Consider the following 16,204-nt stretch of genomic DNA (forward strand, 5'->3'; position numbering starts at 1 on the left):
GCGTGCTCTCTGTTGCCTCCCATCGTCTCGTGGCCGCCGTGACGCTCGCCGCGTCCACTGTCTGGGTCGCCGCGTGCGGCCGCGATGAGCCTCTCACGTTCGCGCCCGCTCCGGCGGCGTCCGCGACCGGCCCGATCGTCGTCCACGAGCCGCCCAAGCTCACCTCCATCGAGACCGGCAAGCTCGACGCCCACGGGCGCGAGCTCCGCGTCGCCTGCGTGACCTGCCACGGGGTGCGCGACGCCGGCGCGCCCTTCCCGGAGCAGGCCTCCGACCTGCGCGAGTTCCACAACGGCCTCGTGGTCGACCACGGCAAGCTCGCGTGCCCGAGCTGCCACTTGCCGTCCGGCGGCGGTGAGCCTCGCCTCCGCTTGGCCGACGGCACGGTCCTCCCCACCCGCGACACCATGACGCTCTGCGCGCAGTGTCACGGGAAGAAGCACAGCGACTACCAGCGCGGAGTCCACGGCGGAATGAACGGCTATTGGGACCTGTCGCGCGGCGGGAGGCTCCGCAACCACTGCGTCGACTGCCACGACCCTCACGTGCCGAAGTACCAACCCTCGCGTCCGGTGCTCCCGCCGAGAGACCGCACGATCGGCGAGGCGAGCCATGGATAAAGCCAAGCGCCGCTCCCTCAAGGTGCTCGGGGCCACGCTCGGGGCGTCGGCCTTCGCCTACGCGATGGCGCCGCTCCGCGAGTTCACGCGAGACCTCACGCTCGATCAGTTCCTGCAGAAGCACTACAAGGAGCTCTCCAAGGCCGACCTCGCGGCGCTCATCACGCGACTCGAAGGTGAGACCAAGAAGGCCTATGGCAAGGAGGTCCACATTCAGGACTTCAAGCCGATGGAGAACGTCGAGTTCGGCTACGCGCTGAACCTCAGCGTGTGCATCGGCTGTCGGAAGTGCGCCGAGGCCTGCCACCACGAGAACAACCACGACCGCGCCACGAACAACTCCTACATTCGCGTCCTCGAGATGGAGCAAGGCAGCTTCGATCTCGAGAAGGGGAACGCGCACTACGACCACGCCGTGCCCGCCCCCGGCAAGTACTACATGCCGGTGCAGTGCCAGCAGTGCGACAACGCACCCTGTGTGAAGGTGTGCCCCGTGCAGGCCACGTGGAAGGAGAAGGACGGCATCGTCGTCGTCGACTACAACTGGTGTATCGGCTGCCGCTACTGCGAGGCGGCGTGCCCTTACCACGCCCGGCGCTTCAACTGGACCAAGCCCGAGGTGCCCGCCGACGAGATCAACCCCAACCAGGGCTTGCTCTCGAACCGCATTCGCCCTCAGGGAGTGGTCGAGAAGTGCACGTTCTGCCTGCACCGCACCCGCCAAGGCCAGCTCCCCGCGTGCCTCGAGGCCTGCCCCACGGGTGCCCGCGTTTTCGGCAACATGCTCGACCCGAAGAGCGAGATCCGTTGGGTGCTCGAGCACAAGCGCGTCTTCATCCTGAAGGAGGAGCTCGGCACTCGCCCGCGCTTCTTCTACTTCTTCGACAGCTGAGAAGGGTACGACCGTGAAAGCCCCCGACATCGCCCCCGTGCTCAGCTATCCGCGGTTCCTCTGGCGGGTGGTCCGCCTCGCCTTCGAGGGGAGCTTCGCCTACTACGCGGCCATGACCGTCCTCACCGCGGTGATGCTGGTCGGGGCCAACGCGTGGTCGCACCAGCTCGCCGACGGCATGATCCGGACCAACATGTCCGACCACGTGTCATGGGGGCTTTACATCGCCAATTTCACGTTCGCGGTCGGCCTCGCCGCGGGCGCGGTGATGATGGTCATTCCCGCGTATCTCTACGACGACGACGAGATGCACGACGTCGTGCTGCTGGGCGAGGTCCTGGCCATCGCCGCCATTCTGGTGTGTACAGGGTTCATCGTGGCCGACATGGGGCGCCCCGATCGTTTCTGGCACATCATCCCGGGGGTGGGGCGGTTCAACTGGCCCATCTCGATGCTCACCTGGGACGTCATCGCACTCAACGGATATCTCGCGCTGAACCTGCACATTTGCGGGTATCTCGTCTACATGAAGTACCTCGGGCGGCGCCCGCAGAAGCGCTGGTATCTGCCCTTCGTCTTCCTCTCCATCGGGTGGGCGATCTCCATTCACTCGGTGACCGCGTTCCTGTACGCCGGGCTCGGCGGGCGCCCCTTCTGGAACTCGGCGCTCCTCGCGCCGCGCTTCATCGCCTCGGCCTTCATCACGGGCCCGGCGTTCGTCATCGCCCTGCTCCACGGGGTGCGGGCCACGGTCCCCTCGTTCCGATTCGGCGATGGCCCGGTGAAGCTGCTCTCCAGTGTGCTCCGCGTCACCATCCTGCTGAACCTCTTCATGTTCGGCTCCGAGCAGTTCACCGAGTTCTACACGGGCGGCGCGCACACGACGGCGTCGCGCTACCTCTTCTTTGGGCTCCACGGTCACCACGCGCTCGTCCCGTGGATCTGGACCGCCGTGTTCCTCAACATCACCTCCGCGGTGCTCGTCCACCTCCCCGCGAGCCGCAAGGACCCTCGGGTGCTCCTCGCCGGCTGCGGCGCGGCGTTCGGCGGCGTGTGGATCGAGAAGGGGATGGGGCTCATCGTCCCCGGCTTCGTGCCGAGCACCCTCCACGAGCTGGTCGAATACACGCCGAGCGTGGCCGAGTGGAAGATCTCCGCGGGGCTCTGGGCGTTCGGCGGGCTCGTGCTGCTCGTGCTCCTCAAGATCGTGCTGCCGGTGCTGACCGGAGAGCTGTCCGACAAGGCCGACGCGCCGAGCGCGCAGCCTTCGTCGCGGCGCCTGTGAGCGCGCACTTTCGCGCGCCCGCGCGCCGACCTACGTTCCCCATGGCATGACGAGTCGCACTCCCCCCTCCCCTGAGCCCCGAATGAGCCCCCACATCCACCCGCCGCGCCACCGACGAAGCCTCGCCCCGCTGGCCGCGTGCGGGCTCGTGGGCTTCGGGGCGCTCTTCGTGGCGGCGCCTGCGCGCGCCGTGCCTCCGGCGGCTCGCCCGCCCTCCGGGATGGTGGCCGTGGGGCCGGGCGAGCTCAAGCTCATCGACCCGCCGAAGTCAGAGCAGGCGCCGGAGAAGGTGAAGCGGTTCTTCCTCGACCGCGGGCCGGTCACCAACGCGCAGTACCTCACGTTCGTGCGCGCGGAGCGGCGGTGGCAGCGTGGCGTGCCGCCCAGGCTGTTCGTCGACGCGGGCTACCTCAGCCACTGGGAGAACGCCGTCACGCTCGGCCCCGACGCCGCGCCCACCGCCCCCGTCGTCCGCGTGAGCTGGTTTACCGCGAAGGCCTACTGCGAGGCCCGCGGGGCGAGGCTCCCCACCGAGTCGGAGTGGGAGCTCGCGGCGCGCGCGAGCGAGACCGAGCCGGCCCCTACCGCCGACCCGAACCGCGAGCGAGTCATCCTCGCGTGGTACGGGCAGCCTACCCCCACGCGCCTCGGCCCGGTCATGGCGGGCAAGGCGAACTTCTGGGGAGTCCACGACCTCCACGGCCTCATTTGGGAGTGGGTCGGCGACTTCAACAACCGCGTCGTGTCCGACGGGCGACGCACCGACGAGGCCTTCGTCTGTGGTGGCGGCACCCTCACGGGCGCCGACAAGACCAAGTACTCCACGTTCATGCGAATGGCCTTCCGTGCCGCGCTGCGCGGCGCCTACACGAGCCCCAATCTAGGCTTTCGGTGCGCGGCCGACGAAGCCCCGAGGTCCCCATGAAGCACCAAGAACTCTCCTTTTGGCGTGGCGGCCTCGCGCGCCTCCCCTGGGCGCTCCTCCTCGGGGGCCTGCTCGCGTGCAGCAAGTCCGAGCCACCGAAGCCCGCTGCCGAGCCGTCCCCCGCCGCGAGCGCACCCGCGGATCCGCCTTCGCAGACCGCCATCTCGGGCGAGTCCATCTACGTGCTGAAGCCCGCCATGGTCGACCACACCGGCGCCACGATCCCCCTCGAGCTGTTCCGCGGACACCCGGTGCTCATCGCCATGTTCTACGGCACGTGCCCGGCGGCGTGCCCCACCCTCACCCGCGACATCAAGAACGTCCTCGAGGCCGTGGAGCCAGCGCGCCGCGCCGACACGCGCGTGCTCATGGTGAGCTTCGACGCCGAGCGCGACACCCCCGCGGCGCTCGCGGCCCTGAACCAGAAGCACAAGATCGAGCCGCAGGTCTGGCGCTTCGTCGCCGCGAACGAGTCCTCGGCGCGCGAGCTGTCGGCCGTGCTCGGTGTACAATACAGGAAGATCGAGAAGGGCGAGTTCAGCCACTCCACGAAGATCGTGCTGCTCGATCGCGGCGGAGTCGCCGTGGCAGAGCTCGAGGGGCTCGGGCAGCCGGCGGACGCGCTCGTCGCGAAGCTGAAGTCCCTCGGCGCACCCTGACCGTCGCCCACGTCGCGCTCACTCGCTCGCGCGTTCCGTCGCGACACGCGCGGAAGTTGGCCGCGGAGCCGCCCCCTTGGGAGGATGGCGGCTTCGCTCAACTTCTTGCGTGTGGAGGTGACCCGTGATTCTTCCCGAGACGATCGATGGCGCGACGAAGGCAGGCAGCGATCTCGTGGCGATGGCCAAGGCCAGCGCGTTCGAGATTGGCCTGAAGCTCATCGCCGCCCTTCTCATGTGGATCGTAGGCGTCTGGCTCATAGCCTTCGTCGACAAGATCGTGGGCAAGTCGCTGAAGGCGCGCAAGGTAGAGGAGACACTCACCACCTACATCTCTGCGGCGCTCACGGCGATGCTCAAGATCGCGCTCGCGCTCGGCGTGCTTGGCTATCTGGGCGTGCAGACGACCACCTTCGCGGCGCTGCTCGGCGCGGCGGGCGTCGCCATCGGGATGGCCTGGTCGGGCCTCCTCGCGCACTTCGCCGCGGGCGCGTTCCTGGTCGTCCTGCGGCCGTTCAAGGTCGGCGATTTCGTCGAGGCCGGCGGTGTCACCGGCACCGTGGAAGAGGTGGGCCTCTTCGTCACCAAGATCAACACCATGGACAACGTCGCCACGCTCATCGGCAACTCGAAGGTGTTCGGTGACACCATCAAGAACTACACCGCCAACAAGGTGCGCCGCGTGGAGCTCACGGCCCAGCTCGACCACACGGGCGACACCACGAAGGCGATCGAGATCCTGAAGGAGGCCCTCTCCAAGATCCCCAACGTGGCCTCGTCGCCGGCGCCCGAGGTGAACATCGTGACCTTCACGCTGGCAGGGCCGGTGCTCTCGGTTCGCCCCTACTGCCACAACGACCACTACTGGCAGGTGTACTTCGAGACGAACGCGGCCATTCGCAACGAGCTCGGCAAGGCCGGCTACGCCGTGCCCCAGCAGCACTTGCAGGTCATGCAACCCGCCAAAGCCGCCTGAGCTTTCCCCGGCCTGAAGACGCCGGGGCAGGGAGGAAGGAGAGCCCGGCTCAGCGCCGGGCTCTCGATTCCGGCCGGGAGGCTCAGAGCACGCGCCGCGCTCGCTTCTTCTCCTCCTCGAAGCGGAGGGCGAAGCGCTTGCGGCCGGGCTCGTCCTCGACGAGCAGCACGGAGAGATCGGCGGCGTGCTCCTCGGTCACCCGGAAGAGGAGGCTGGCGGCCTGCTCGGGATCGCAGAGGCCGCGCGCGCGGCCCGGGAGCTCGAGGACCGTGCGCTTCGCGCCTAGGCCTACGAGGGCTATCACGATGCGCCGAATGGCCCGCTCGCACGCCGCCTCGTCGAGGTCGGTCGCAGGGCCCCAGCCAAACACCACGAGCTTCTCGGCGGCGACGCGCGGCCGAGGCGGGAAGAGGAAGGCCTCGCCCATGACCCCGGTGAGCTCGCCCCGCCGCAGGAACGCGCTGAGCCGCCCGGCGAGGCGGAAGTCGGCCACCGCGGCGAGGCCTCGCATGGGGCGCTCGTCCTCGAAGAGGCCGCAGGCGATCACGTCCGCGCCGCTCGCGTCCAGGGTCGCGAGCTCGTTCGCGACGAAGCCGACCTCCACGGATCAGCGGTCCCGGTCGGCGCGACCCAGATCGTCCGCGATGCGGTTCAGCACGCCGTTCACGAACGCCGACGACTCTTCGGTGCCATAGGTCTTGGCGAGCTCGACGGCCTCGTCGAGGACGACCGCGCGCGGCACCTCGCGCGACGTCGAGAGCTCCCACGCGCCGAGGCGCAGCAGGTTCCGGTCGACGCGCGACATGCGCTCGACGCGCCAGTGGGCCGAGGCCTTGCGGATGATCTCGTCGAGCTTCGGCCCCGCCTCGGAGACGCCACGCACGATCGCGTCCGCGTAGTCGCGCCCCTCCGGATCGATGTCGAACTGACGCCAGAAGAGGCGGATGGCCTCGTCGGCGGTGGCGCCCTGCGCCTCCACCTGGAAGAGCATCTGGAGGGCGGCCTCGCGACCTGTGCGCCTCGCGCCCACCTCAGAGCCCCGCCGCGTCGAGCGCTCGCGCGAGCGCGATCATCTCGATGGCGCTGACGGCGGCCTCCCAGCCCTTGTTGCCTGCCTTCGTACCCGCGCGCTCGACCGCCTGCTCGATGCTGTCGGTCGTGAGCACGCCGAAGGCGATGGGCACGCCGGTGTCCATCGACACGTGGGCGACCCCCTTGGAGACCTCCGCCGCGACGTAGTCGAAATGGGGAGTCGAGCCGCGAATGACCGCGCCTAGCGCCACGATGGCGTCCGCCTTGCGCCCGAGGGCCAGCCTGCGCACGGCGACGGGGATCTCCCACGCGCCTGGCACCTTCACGATCGTGAGGCGGGCGGGATCGCCGCCGTGGCGAACGAACGCGTCGACGGCGCCGTCGACGAGGCGGTCCACGATGAAGTGATTGAAGCGGCTCGCGACGATCGCGAGCGTAGCCCCCTCGCCGACGACCAGCCCACCCTCGACGATTCTCGGCTCTGCCATGGTTCTGTCCTCTCGCTCGGTGGTTCTTGGGCGACGCGCCGTCTTGGGCCTGGACCCAAGACCAGAGATCGCGCGGTCAGTGGAGCTCGGCGGTGAGCGGCACGCTCTCTACGACCTCGAGGCCGTAGCCCGCAAGGCCCGCGATCTTTCGGGGGTTGTTGGTGAGCAGCCGCAGCTTGCGCACCCCGAGGTCGCTCAGCACCTGCGCGCCGAGGCCGAACTCGCGGAGCGGGTTGTCGGCGGGGCCGTCCTTCGGGGCGGCGTGCGGATCGCCAACGCTCGACGTGGAGGCCAAGTGGGTGAGGTTCGCCAGCTCGAAGGCGAGGTCGCCCTGCGCGGGGAGGTACACGATGACGCCCGTCCCTGCGGCCTCGATGCGCGCGATCGCCTGGCGGAGGTGACGCCCTCCCTCCCGGGGGGTGGAGGCGAACACGTCGGCCACGGTGGAGCCAGCGTGCATTCTGCACAGGACCGGCTCGTCGGGGGAGGGCGTACCCTTCCGTAGCGCGAAGAACTGGCGCCCATCGATGCGTGTAACATACACGCTCGCGTGCCAGGTCGTCCCGGTCGCGTCGAGCACGATGGGGCGCTCCGACACGCGCTCGACCAAGCGCTCGGTCTGCAGGCGGTACTGGATGAGGTCGGCCACCGTCACGATGCGGATGCCGTGCTTCTTGCCGAAGAGCTCGAGGTCGGGCATTCGCGCCATTTCGCCGTCGTCGCGCATGATCTCGCAGATCACGCCCGCGGGGTTCAGGCCCGCGAGGCGCGCGAGATCGACCGAGCCCTCGGTCTGGCCGGTGCGGACGAGGACGCCCCCGTTGCGTGCGCGCAGCGGGAACACGTGGCCCGGCGTGACGAGATCTTCGGGCCGGCAGTCGGCGCTCGCCGCGAGCCGCGTCGTGTGCGCCCTGTCGGCCGCGGAGATGCCCGTCGTGACGCCGCGTCGCGCCTCGATGCTGACGGTGAAGGCGGTGCCCAGCGTGGGGCCGCTGCGGTTCGGCGCCTTCATGAGCGGGAGCTGGAGGCGCTCGACCTGCTCCTCCGCGAGCGACACGCAGATGAGCCCACGCCCATGCGTGGCCATGAAGTTGATGGCCTCGGGCGTGCAAAACTGCGCGGCCATCGTGAGGTCGCCTTCGTTCTCGCGGTCCTCGTCGTCGACGAGGATGACCATCTTGCCGGCGCGGATGTCCTCGATCGCCCCCTGGATACGCGCGAGGAGGTCGGGGCTCATGGTGACGAGAGGGCTCATGGTTGGGGTACCTTGCGTGCGGGATCTGCGCCGACAGGGGCTGTTCGTGCGAGGGGCGTCGCGGGCGTCGCGCGCTTCATAGGTAGCCCGCCCGGCCGAGCGTGGTGAGCCACGCCTCGTCGGAGGCGATGCGCTCCGGCGGCTCCGCGCTGGCGACCGAGAGCGCCCGCGCGACGTACCGGGCGAGCACGTCGACCTCGAGGTTCACCAGGGTCCCGACCTCGAGCGTCCAGGCCGTGCTCGCCGCCGTGTGGGGCACGAGGACGACGTGGAACGAGGTGTCCTCGACGCCGTTCACGGTCAGGCTCACGCCGTTCACCGCGATGGAGCCCTTCTCCGCGATGAAGCGCGCGAGCGGACGCGGATAGGTGAAGGATACACGCGTTCCGCCCCCCTCGGCGCGCGACGCCGCGACGCGGCCGACTCCGTCGACGTGGCCGCCCACCAGGTGTCCGCCCAGACGCGCGCCCACCGCGAGGGCGCGCTCGAGGTTCACCGGCGCGCCGAGCGCTTTCCCCCCGAGCGTGGTGCGCTCGAGTGTCTCGGCCGAGGCGGTGGCGTAGAAGCCGCCGGGCCCGAGCGCCTCGACCGTGAGGCACACGCCGTCGGTCGCGATCGACTCGCCCAGGACCAGCGGCGACAGGGGCGCCTCGACGAAGAGGCGCGCTCCGCCAGACGCTGGCGAGCGCCGCGCGAGCGTTCCCCGCGCTTCGACCAGGCCTGTGAACATGCCGCGGGATGTAGTCCCCAACCCTCGGTCCGTAAAGGTCCAAACCGGCGAGCTCGCTCACCGGGAGCCAATCGCGGGCGCGCGGCACTCGACCCACGCGCCCCGCCGTGCTGGCTCAGCCGGCGGGGCCTCGCGTCGCTGGCCTACTTCTGCGGGGTCTCGCACTCCTTCGGGAACACCAGGCGGGGCTTCTCACCGGCCGGAGTGCTGCACTGCGCGGTCGCCGAGGCGGCCTTGCAGGCGGCGACGTTGGCGGGCGGGCTCGACGTGCAGCCGAGGCTGTAGACCGTCTTGCAGCTCGAGGCGCTGCCGATCGTGATGGTGCCGCCACCGCCCGCCCCCCCGTCACGCGCCCCCCCGTCACCGGTGGCCGCGCTCCCGAAAACGACCTCGCCGGAGGGAGAGCAGGCCGCCCCCTTGTCGCAGAGGGCGTTGAACGCGGCCTCGCAGTCGTTCGCGGTGCCGGCGTCTTCGCTGCTGCTGCTGCTGCTGCACCCCGCGGCCGCCACGAGGACCAACCCCAAGACGACCGTCACACGAACGAGATGAGCTCGGATCAAGTAAACCTTCTTTCCTTTGGCGAGGCATTTGCGAGGCGCAAACGCGGGAACGTAGACGAGGAGGGTCGTCACTCATTCACTACGCTCGCGGATCCCCCGGCCCGAGGTGAGGAAAGCGGGGGCTACTTCGTGACGCTCTTCACCGTCGTGCCCGACCGATAGAAGACGTGCGTCGGCGTGATGTAGAGCGGCTTGGCGATCGGCTCGGCCGCGAGCGGGGTGAGCGTGCACGTGCCGGCGGCGGCGATCTCGGCGAGCGCGCAGCGGCCTAGGCCCGTCGCGTCGCCCACGTAGAGGTGGGTCGCGTCGAGGTTGAAGACCGCGCCGAGGGCGCCGAGGTTGATCCACGCCGCGCACGGGGCGGCCGTCGGGCAGGCCTCGAGGTTGCCGTCGCGCAAGACGACGACGGTCGGGTGGGTGACCGTCGGCCCGACGGGGCTCGAGCCAATGCTCGTGCCTGCGGTGGGCAGGGCGGGGAACGGCTCGCCCGTGCCCGTCGGCGCCATGAGGTTCGTGCCGAGCGTCACGGCGCTCCCGAAATTCTGGTGCCGCGTCCCGATCGCGGGCGTGCGCTCGGTGACGTAGTTGTGCCGGAGGGTTCGGTACGTGGGGGCCCCCGTCACGAAGGGGTTCAGGCGGTAGTAGGTCTCGAGGTACGTCGTCCCTGCGAAGAGCGACTGCGGCAGCACCGCGCCCGACCAGCTGATCGTGTCCTCCACGACCACGGGGCCGCCGGCCGGGGTGCGCGAGCGGAGGGTGAACTGATTGGCGGCGGCCGGTAGGAAGAAATAGAACTTGTCGTTCGACGCCGCCATGTACGGGTAGCCCGTGACGAACGTCGACACGGTCGACACGTTCGTGCAGGCAGGCAGCTCGCACGAGAAGTAGCCGCCGGCCGTGCGGTAGAACACGTGCGTCGCGTTGACGTCGTAGTCCACCACGTTGTCGACGAGGGAGGTCACCAGCGGGGGAGGCACGGCGGCGTCGGCCGCGTCGGCGACCGAGCCGTCCGCCGCGTCCGGGAGCGAGGAGTCCGGGGAGGTCAGGGAGCGGGGTCCGGGGAGAGGTCCGGGGGCGAGTCCGGGGGAGAGGAGTCCGGGGTGGACGCGTCTCCGCCCGCGTCGGGGCGCGCGCCGTCCGGCGCGAGCGCGTCGGCGGGCGGCGGGCTCGCGGAGTCTTCCGCGGGGGCCGCGTCCGATGCCCCCGCGTCCGCGCCGCCCGTCACTCCCGGGGAGCACGCGTAGGCGCTCGCGGCCACGAGGAGGAGAGTCAGACCGAGGGTAGACGTCTTCATGAAGCTCATCCGAGCATGGGCTCCGGGAGGGGGCAACCGGTATCCGTCAAGTCGGGGGCGCGATGAAGGGGCCGGCGACGTACGGCGCGGCGGGCTTGCCCGCGGGCGCCGGCATGCGGCACAACGAGGGCGTGCCCACCCCGTCCCGCCCGCTCCGTGACCTCACCCGCCGCCTCGTCCCCGCTGCTGCGGCCTCCCTGCTCGCCAGCGTGTTGCTCGCGGGGTGCGTGAAGAAGGACCCGCCGGCCCCCGAGCCTGCGCCGTCGACCCCTCCCGCCCCGCCGTCGCCGCCCACGGCCGCGCCCGCTCCCAGCGCTTCGGCCCACGTGGCCAAGCGGGTCGACGCGAGCGCTCCTCGGCTCGCCGCCGCCGACAAGGCCAAGCTCTTGGCCGAGCTCCAGGCGGGCCGCTCCCTCGCCAAGGCCGAGAAGTGGCCCGAGGCGCGCGCGGCGCTCGGGCGCGCGCTCGCGCTCGACCCGGGGAACGCGGCGGTGCTCTCCGAGCTGTCCTGGGTCGACATCGGCGCGTCGGACTGGACCGCCGCGATCGACCACGCGACCCTCGCGGTGAAGAACGCCGGCGACGCGCGCCTGCGCGCGCAAGCGCTCTACAACCTGGGCCGGGGCTACGAAGGGAAAGGCGAGCTCATGGAGGCCGTGGTGCGCTACCGGGCCTCGCTCGCCAAGCGGCCGAACGCGGCGGTGCAGAAGCGCCTGGACGCGCTGCTCGCGCAGGTGAAGCGCGACATGGTGCCGAAGCCGGCGCCCCGCCCGCAGCCCGTGTTCTGCGCGCGCCGCTTCGCAGAAGACCTCGCGCTGTTCCAGTGTCTCGAGCGCGTGACCGACGAGGCGTTCAACGTGGGTCCGCTGGTGGCGTCGAGCGAGCCGGTCGCGGGGCTCGTGCCGCCGTTCCGCGTCGTGCGCTTCGGCAACGAGGGCCCGGGGCTCGGCGTGTTCATGCTCGTGCGAAAGACCTCGGGCGAGGCGCTCGAGCCCGTCGCCGAGCTCGCCCGCACGTGGAACCCCGGCGCGTTCGGGATCAATGAAGAATACACGTACCTGAGCTCCAAGGAGGCTGTGTTCGGGAAGCGGCGGGTCGTGGAGGTCCACGGCCGCCGGGAGCATGGCGACGCCGACTACGCCGGGCTCATGCTGACCACCGAGACGACCGAGTCGGTCACCGTGTGCGCCTACGAGGGGGACGAGCCCATGAGCTGCGTTGGCCCGCTCGCGCTCTCCACGACGGAGGCCCTCGCGTATCCGCACGATCCGAAGGACCTCGGGCCCGAGGACGTCGCCCTCCTCGCGGGGCTGCGAAAGGAGCGCCCCCCCTCGACCGTGACCGCGCGGGCCGACCTGGCGGTCACCGCCGAGGGGGTCACGGTCACCCTCGCCAGCGGTCCGAAGGAGCTGCTCACTTCGCTGGGCTCCCACCCGTTTCGCTGAGCCCAAGTTGGCCGGCGGGCGGCAGGATGACTAGGATGCTCACAGCATGGCTAGCCCGCAGAACCTCGACGAGGCGTCCTCGCCCGGGACCCGATTCGACGGGAAGTGGCTGCTCGAACGGTTGCTCGGCTCGGGGTCCACCGCGCACGTTTACGCGGCCAAGCACATCTACGGGTTCGACGCGGCCCTGAAGATCATGCACCCGTCGCTGGTCACCTCGCGAGAGCGCGCCAAGCGTTTCCTCGAGCAAGGGTACCTCTCGAACCAGGTGGCCCACCCGGCCATGGTGCGCATCTACGACGATGGCGAGTCCGAGAGCGGCCCCTACCTCGTGATGGACCGGGTCGACGGCGAGACCCTGGAGGCGAAGCTCCATGCGCTGCCGAAGGGCACGCCGCTCCCTGTGGCCGAGGCCCTCCGCATCGGGCGCGATCTCCTGCAGTTCGTGGTGGCCATCCACGCCGGAAACCTCACCCATCGCAGCCTGAACCCCACCGAGATCCTCATCGCTCGCAACGGCCAGCTGCGCGTGATCGACTTCGACTCGGGCCAGGGGCGAGACGCGCACACGGAGAAGAACCTGAGCCTCGCCCCGCCGGCGTCGCGTTCGCCTACGTACTTTCCGCCGGAGCTCGCCGCGGCGTCGGCGGTCGATGGGCAAGCCGACATGTGGGCGTGCGGGGCCCTGCTGTACCGCATGCTCGCGGGCAGCCCCCCGTTCGTGGCGACACGCCACTCGGAGCGGTCCGCCTACTTCAACACCGACCGCGTGGGCCCGCCCCTCACCGAGGTGTGCCCCGACTTGCCCGCGGCGCTCACAGCGTCGATCGAGCGCGCGCTGCTCCCCGATCCCGCGATGCGTTTCTCGAGCGCCGCCGCGCTGCTCGCGGCGATCGAGCGCTCCAGCCCGCGCTGACGGCACATCGGTTGCATCGCCCGGTGGCGTGTCGTTCATCGAAGCACCCGCGAGGCGCAGCGCCCCCGTGCGCCCGCACCGATTGCGCGCGCTCTGCACCGTCTGCGCGCTCTGCGCGAGCGCGGGCGCCGCGGGGATGACCTTCGCCTCGTGCTCCTCCCCCACGACCGAGCCCACCCCCGACGCGGGCGTGCCCGCGGACGTGGCCGCGTCCGACGCAGCCGCACCCTCGCTCCAGCCGCCCGGGTGGGACCAGGGGCTGCGCATGCCCGCACTCGAGGACCTGAACGCGGCGCCGGGGGTGGTCGAGGTGCGCCTCGAGGCGAAGGTGGTGCCCATCGCGATCGGTGGGCAGACCCTGCCCATGTGGACCTACCAAGGGATCCTGCCGGGGCCCGTGATCCGCGCGAAGCGAGGCGATCGGGTCCTCGTCCACTTCACGAACTCGCTGCCCGCGCCCACCACCATCCACTGGCACGGACTGCGCGTCCCCAACGTCATGGACGGCGTGCCCGACGTCACCCAGGCGCCGATCCCGCCGGGCGGCACGTTCGACTACGAGTTTCGCGTGCCCGACGCGGGCACGTTCTGGTACCACCCGCACGTCGCGTCGAGCACCCAGGTGGGCTACGGCCTGTATGGCGCGCTGGTGGTCGACGATCCCGAGGGCGTGGCCGTGGTGCCCCCGACCGACGAGCTGACCCTCGTGCTCAGCGACGTGAGCATCACGGACGCGGGCGTCCTCGAGACGCCCGACGCCACGGGGGGCCTCGGCGACTATTTCGGTCGCGAGGGGCGTCCGCTCGTGAACGGGAGGGTGCGCGGCGCCGTGAAGGCGCGGCCGGGGTTGCCGCAGCGGTGGCGCGTGGTCAACGCGTCACGCGCCCGCTACGCCGCGCTCGAGCTGCCGGGGTTCGACGTCTATCGGCTGGGCGGCGACGTGGGCTTCGCCGAGGTGGCGCGGCGCCTGCCATTCGGCATCGCGACGGTGGTGCCCGGTGAGCGCGTAGAGCTCTTCGTGGTGCCGCGCGGCGCTCCTGGGCAGTCGATCGTCGGCACCTGGAACACCGTCGATCGACTGCACACCACCGCCCCCCCCGAGAAGACGCCGGTCCTCGACGTGGCGCTCGAGGGAGAGCCCGTGATTGGCAAAGATCTCCCTCCCGCGAAGCTCGCCGCGTTCGAGCCCGTCAGCGGCGTCGACGCGTCGGCGCCACCCGCGCACGCGCTCGCGTTCGTGGACGATCGGGGCGCGCTCTCGATGTCTCACACGCAAGGCGACGGCGGCATGTTCACCGTGCGCGCCCGCACCTCCGAGGTGTGGACCGTCGCCAACATGACGGGGCAAGATCACCCGTTTCACCTGCACGGCTTCGCGTTCCAGGTGCTCGACACGGGCAACGGACCGCCCGCGCAGCGGGAGCTCCGTGACACGGTGAACGTGGTGGCGCGGCAGCGCATCACCATCGCCATCCCGTTCGACGATCGCGTGGGTACGTGGATGTACCACTGCCACATCCTCGATCACGCCGACGTCGGCATGATGGGGATGTTCATGTTGCACTGAGCCGCTCACCTCGGGCGTGGGCTCGCGGCCACACCCGCGGAGCGTCGGCCGACGGCGTTCCCACGGCCCTGGCGCTTTTTGCGAGCGGTGGTCGACTCCCCGCTGAAGGGTGCTAGGTTGCCCCGCTCGCCGGGAGGTCCCGGGAACGGAGTAGCGCATGAAGCTCGGTTGGCACGGTGGGTTCTTGGGTCTCTTCCTCATGGGGGTCGCGGGCGCGTGCTCCTCCTCGACGACCCGTCAGGTGTTCGACGACCCCGTCGACGCGAGCGCCTTCATCGACACGGCGGCGCCGCCCGCGGAGGAGACCGGCTCGCTGTTCCAGGATGCCCGGCCCCAAGAGGACCTGTCCCCGAAGGGCAACTGGTCGGGCCGCGTCTACACCCCAGCCGGGGACATCCCCATCGCCGGGGCCCTCGTGTACCTCGCGCAGAAGCGGCCCGATCCCATCCCCGATGGCAACTTCTGCGACAAGTGCGTGGAGCTCGACACGACCGTCCCGAAGACGCTGTCGAAGGCCGATGGCAGCTTCGTCGTCACGGCGAACCGGAGCGGTCCGCAGTTCCTGGTCGTCCAGAAGGGGCAGTTCCGCCGCGTCGTCGCGATCGACGTGAAGGGCGCCGACGTCGCCGTCGCCAAGGCCGACACCACCTTCCCGCGCCGCAAAGACGCGGCCTCGGGCGACATGGTGCCCACCACGGCCGTCGTCGACACGAACTACGACGACATCGAGCAGGCGCTCACGCGCCTCGGCATCCCCATCACCGACACCATCCCGCAGGCGCAGCGCGTGGCGTTCCTTCGCGACGCGACCAAGCTCGCGAAATACAACATCATTTTCTTGCCGTGTGGCACGTGCGCCACCGCGGGCCCCGGGGGCTTCAGCGGTCCGGACGACGCGCTCGACCCAGCCATCCAGCGCAACCTGAAGGAGTGGGTCCAGAAGGGCGGCAAGCTCTACGTGACCGATTTCGAGTACTCGTTCATCAACGAGACCTGGAAGAACTACGTCACGTTCACCCCCAACAAGGGCTGCGACTCGAACTCCTACAACACCCCGGCGACCATCGCCGATCCGGGCCTGAAGGACTGGCTCGACGGCCAGAACCACCGCAGCGTCACCTTCGAGGAGGCGTGGATCAAGGTCGATCGCGTGAACGAGGTCGACGTGCCCGACGGCGCGGGCGGCACGAAGAAGCTCACCCCGAAGGTGTGGGCGTTCGGCAACGACGGCACCAAGAACCGCCCCATGACCCTGAGCTTCGAGGACTCCTGCGGCCGAGTGCTCTACAGCGCGTACCACACCGAGGGCGAGGGCGGCGCCACCGCGCTCCTGCCGCAGGAGAAGGCGCTCGTGTACGTGCTCTTCGAAGTGTCGACCTGCCTCATCGATCCGATCATCCCGAAGTAGCCCTCGCCGGGGAGCCTCCCCTCGCGACGGCAGACGCACCGACGCCCGCGGCCACTCGCCGCGGGCGTTCGTCTTCGTTTCGTTCGCACCGTCGGCGCGCACATCGGCGTCGTGTTGGTCCAGAGCCCGTCGCGCGCCCGGTCACGGGTCGG

Annotated in this window: 18 protein-coding genes; 10 read left to right on the forward strand and 8 right to left on the reverse strand. The window is 70.3% G+C overall.

Going from position 1 to position 16,204, the window contains the following annotated elements; genetic code table 11:
- Positions 1 to 29 precede the first annotated feature (29 nt).
- From IPQ09_13080 to IPQ09_13105, 6 genes are all read left to right on the forward strand, one after another.
- Complete coding sequence (locus tag IPQ09_13080; protein ID MBL0195141.1) at positions 30 to 620, forward strand: hypothetical protein; 591 nt, start codon at positions 30 to 32, stop codon at positions 618 to 620.
- Entirely contained in the window at positions 613 to 1,512 is a 900-nt protein-coding gene (locus IPQ09_13085; GenBank protein MBL0195142.1) for a 4Fe-4S dicluster domain-containing protein, read from the forward strand. The genes IPQ09_13080 and IPQ09_13085 overlap by 8 nt, the downstream gene beginning before the upstream one ends.
- A 112-nt stretch (positions 1,513 to 1,624) precedes the next feature.
- Positions 1,625 to 2,797, forward strand: a complete 1,173-nt coding sequence (gene nrfD / locus IPQ09_13090) for a polysulfide reductase NrfD (protein MBL0195143.1) — start codon at positions 1,625 to 1,627, stop codon at positions 2,795 to 2,797.
- Positions 2,798 to 2,879: 82 nt separating this feature from the next.
- Positions 2,880 to 3,722 (forward strand): formylglycine-generating enzyme family protein, encoded by an 843-nt coding sequence (locus IPQ09_13095; GenBank protein ID MBL0195144.1) that lies wholly within the window; start codon positions 2,880 to 2,882, stop codon positions 3,720 to 3,722.
- Entirely contained in the window at positions 3,719 to 4,381 is a 663-nt protein-coding gene (locus tag IPQ09_13100; GenBank protein MBL0195145.1) for an SCO family protein, read from the forward strand. Before IPQ09_13095 ends, IPQ09_13100 begins: the two co-directional genes overlap by 4 nt.
- 181 nt (positions 4,382 to 4,562) lie before the next feature.
- Positions 4,563 to 5,357 carry a mechanosensitive ion channel family protein gene (locus tag IPQ09_13105; GenBank protein ID MBL0195146.1) on the forward strand — a complete coding sequence of 265 codons (795 nt, stop codon included), beginning with the start codon at positions 4,563 to 4,565 and terminating at the stop codon, positions 5,355 to 5,357.
- An 82-nt stretch (positions 5,358 to 5,439) separates the two neighbouring features.
- Here the strand turns inward: IPQ09_13105 and IPQ09_13110 are convergent, their stop codons facing one another.
- The 8 genes from IPQ09_13110 to IPQ09_13145 form a co-directional block, all read right to left on the reverse strand.
- Positions 5,440 to 5,961 (reverse strand): hypothetical protein, encoded by a 522-nt coding sequence (locus IPQ09_13110; GenBank protein MBL0195147.1) that lies wholly within the window; start codon positions 5,959 to 5,961, stop codon positions 5,440 to 5,442.
- A 3-nt stretch (positions 5,962 to 5,964) separates the two neighbouring features.
- A complete protein-coding gene (gene nusB / locus IPQ09_13115; protein MBL0195148.1) occupies positions 5,965 to 6,387 on the reverse strand; it encodes a transcription antitermination factor NusB in 423 nt (140 codons plus the stop codon).
- A 1-nt stretch (position 6,388) separates the two neighbouring features.
- Positions 6,389 to 6,877 (reverse strand): 6,7-dimethyl-8-ribityllumazine synthase, encoded by a 489-nt coding sequence (locus tag IPQ09_13120; protein ID MBL0195149.1) that lies wholly within the window; start codon positions 6,875 to 6,877, stop codon positions 6,389 to 6,391.
- 76 nt (positions 6,878 to 6,953) lie between these two features.
- Positions 6,954 to 8,132: a 3,4-dihydroxy-2-butanone-4-phosphate synthase gene (ribB, locus tag IPQ09_13125; GenBank protein ID MBL0195150.1), complete on the reverse strand. Its 1,179-nt coding sequence runs from the start codon at positions 8,130 to 8,132 to the stop codon at positions 6,954 to 6,956.
- Positions 8,133 to 8,208: 76 nt separating this feature from the next.
- Positions 8,209 to 8,862, reverse strand: a complete 654-nt coding sequence (locus IPQ09_13130; GenBank protein ID MBL0195151.1) for a riboflavin synthase — start codon at positions 8,860 to 8,862, stop codon at positions 8,209 to 8,211.
- A 143-nt stretch (positions 8,863 to 9,005) separates the two neighbouring features.
- Positions 9,006 to 9,422 carry a hypothetical protein gene (locus IPQ09_13135; GenBank protein ID MBL0195152.1) on the reverse strand — a complete coding sequence of 139 codons (417 nt, stop codon included), beginning with the start codon at positions 9,420 to 9,422 and terminating at the stop codon, positions 9,006 to 9,008.
- Between the two features lie 122 nt (positions 9,423 to 9,544).
- Positions 9,545 to 10,384 carry a hypothetical protein gene (locus IPQ09_13140; GenBank protein MBL0195153.1) on the reverse strand — a complete coding sequence of 280 codons (840 nt, stop codon included), beginning with the start codon at positions 10,382 to 10,384 and terminating at the stop codon, positions 9,545 to 9,547.
- Between the two features lie 80 nt (positions 10,385 to 10,464).
- Complete coding sequence (locus tag IPQ09_13145) at positions 10,465 to 10,716, reverse strand: hypothetical protein (protein MBL0195154.1); 252 nt, start codon at positions 10,714 to 10,716, stop codon at positions 10,465 to 10,467.
- 62 nt (positions 10,717 to 10,778) lie between these two features.
- On the opposite strand from IPQ09_13145, the gene IPQ09_13150 reads away from it, so the two are divergent.
- From IPQ09_13150 to IPQ09_13165, 4 genes are all read left to right on the forward strand, one after another.
- Positions 10,779 to 12,161 (forward strand): hypothetical protein, encoded by a 1,383-nt coding sequence (locus tag IPQ09_13150; GenBank protein MBL0195155.1) that lies wholly within the window; start codon positions 10,779 to 10,781, stop codon positions 12,159 to 12,161.
- Between the two features lie 46 nt (positions 12,162 to 12,207).
- On the forward strand, positions 12,208 to 13,077 hold the full coding sequence (locus tag IPQ09_13155) for a serine/threonine protein kinase (GenBank protein MBL0195156.1): 870 nt from the start codon (positions 12,208 to 12,210) through the stop codon (positions 13,075 to 13,077).
- A gap of 67 nt (positions 13,078 to 13,144) precedes the next feature.
- Complete coding sequence (locus IPQ09_13160) at positions 13,145 to 14,644, forward strand: multicopper oxidase family protein (protein MBL0195157.1); 1,500 nt, start codon at positions 13,145 to 13,147, stop codon at positions 14,642 to 14,644.
- Between the two features lie 157 nt (positions 14,645 to 14,801).
- Entirely contained in the window at positions 14,802 to 16,052 is a 1,251-nt protein-coding gene (locus tag IPQ09_13165; protein ID MBL0195158.1) for a hypothetical protein, read from the forward strand.
- Positions 16,053 to 16,204 lie beyond the last annotated feature (152 nt).

Source organism: Myxococcales bacterium (assembly GCA_016720545.1).
Classification (GTDB): Bacteria; Myxococcota_A; Polyangia; order Polyangiales; family Polyangiaceae; genus JAAFHV01.

What these genes read in the sequence shown, in the direction of transcription:
- nrfD (MBL0195143.1), top strand. Translation starts at nt 1,625, where the DNA reads ATGACCGTCCTCACCGCGGTGATGCTGGTCGGGGCCAACGCGTGGTCG.
- IPQ09_13105 (MBL0195146.1), top strand. Translation starts at nt 4,563, where the DNA reads ATGGCCAAGGCCAGCGCGTTCGAGATTGGCCTGAAGCTCATCGCCGCC.
- IPQ09_13155 (MBL0195156.1), top strand. Translation starts at nt 12,208, where the DNA reads ATGGCTAGCCCGCAGAACCTCGACGAGGCGTCCTCGCCCGGGACCCGA.
- ribB (MBL0195150.1), bottom strand. Translation starts at nt 8,132, where the DNA reads ATGAGCCCTCTCGTCACCATGAGCCCCGACCTCCTCGCGCGTATCCAG.
- IPQ09_13120 (MBL0195149.1), bottom strand. Translation starts at nt 6,877, where the DNA reads ATGGCAGAGCCGAGAATCGTCGAGGGTGGGCTGGTCGTCGGCGAGGGG.
- IPQ09_13100 (MBL0195145.1), top strand. Translation starts at nt 3,719, where the DNA reads ATGAAGCACCAAGAACTCTCCTTTTGGCGTGGCGGCCTCGCGCGCCTC.
- IPQ09_13165 (MBL0195158.1), top strand. Translation starts at nt 14,802, where the DNA reads ATGAAGCTCGGTTGGCACGGTGGGTTCTTGGGTCTCTTCCTCATGGGG.
- IPQ09_13085 (MBL0195142.1), top strand. Translation starts at nt 613, where the DNA reads ATGGATAAAGCCAAGCGCCGCTCCCTCAAGGTGCTCGGGGCCACGCTC.
- IPQ09_13145 (MBL0195154.1), bottom strand. Translation starts at nt 10,716, where the DNA reads ATGAAGACGTCTACCCTCGGTCTGACTCTCCTCCTCGTGGCCGCGAGC.
- IPQ09_13130 (MBL0195151.1), bottom strand. Translation starts at nt 8,862, where the DNA reads ATGTTCACAGGCCTGGTCGAAGCGCGGGGAACGCTCGCGCGGCGCTCG.
- IPQ09_13150 (MBL0195155.1), top strand. Translation starts at nt 10,779, where the DNA reads ATGAAGGGGCCGGCGACGTACGGCGCGGCGGGCTTGCCCGCGGGCGCC.
- IPQ09_13095 (MBL0195144.1), top strand. Translation starts at nt 2,880, where the DNA reads ATGAGCCCCCACATCCACCCGCCGCGCCACCGACGAAGCCTCGCCCCG.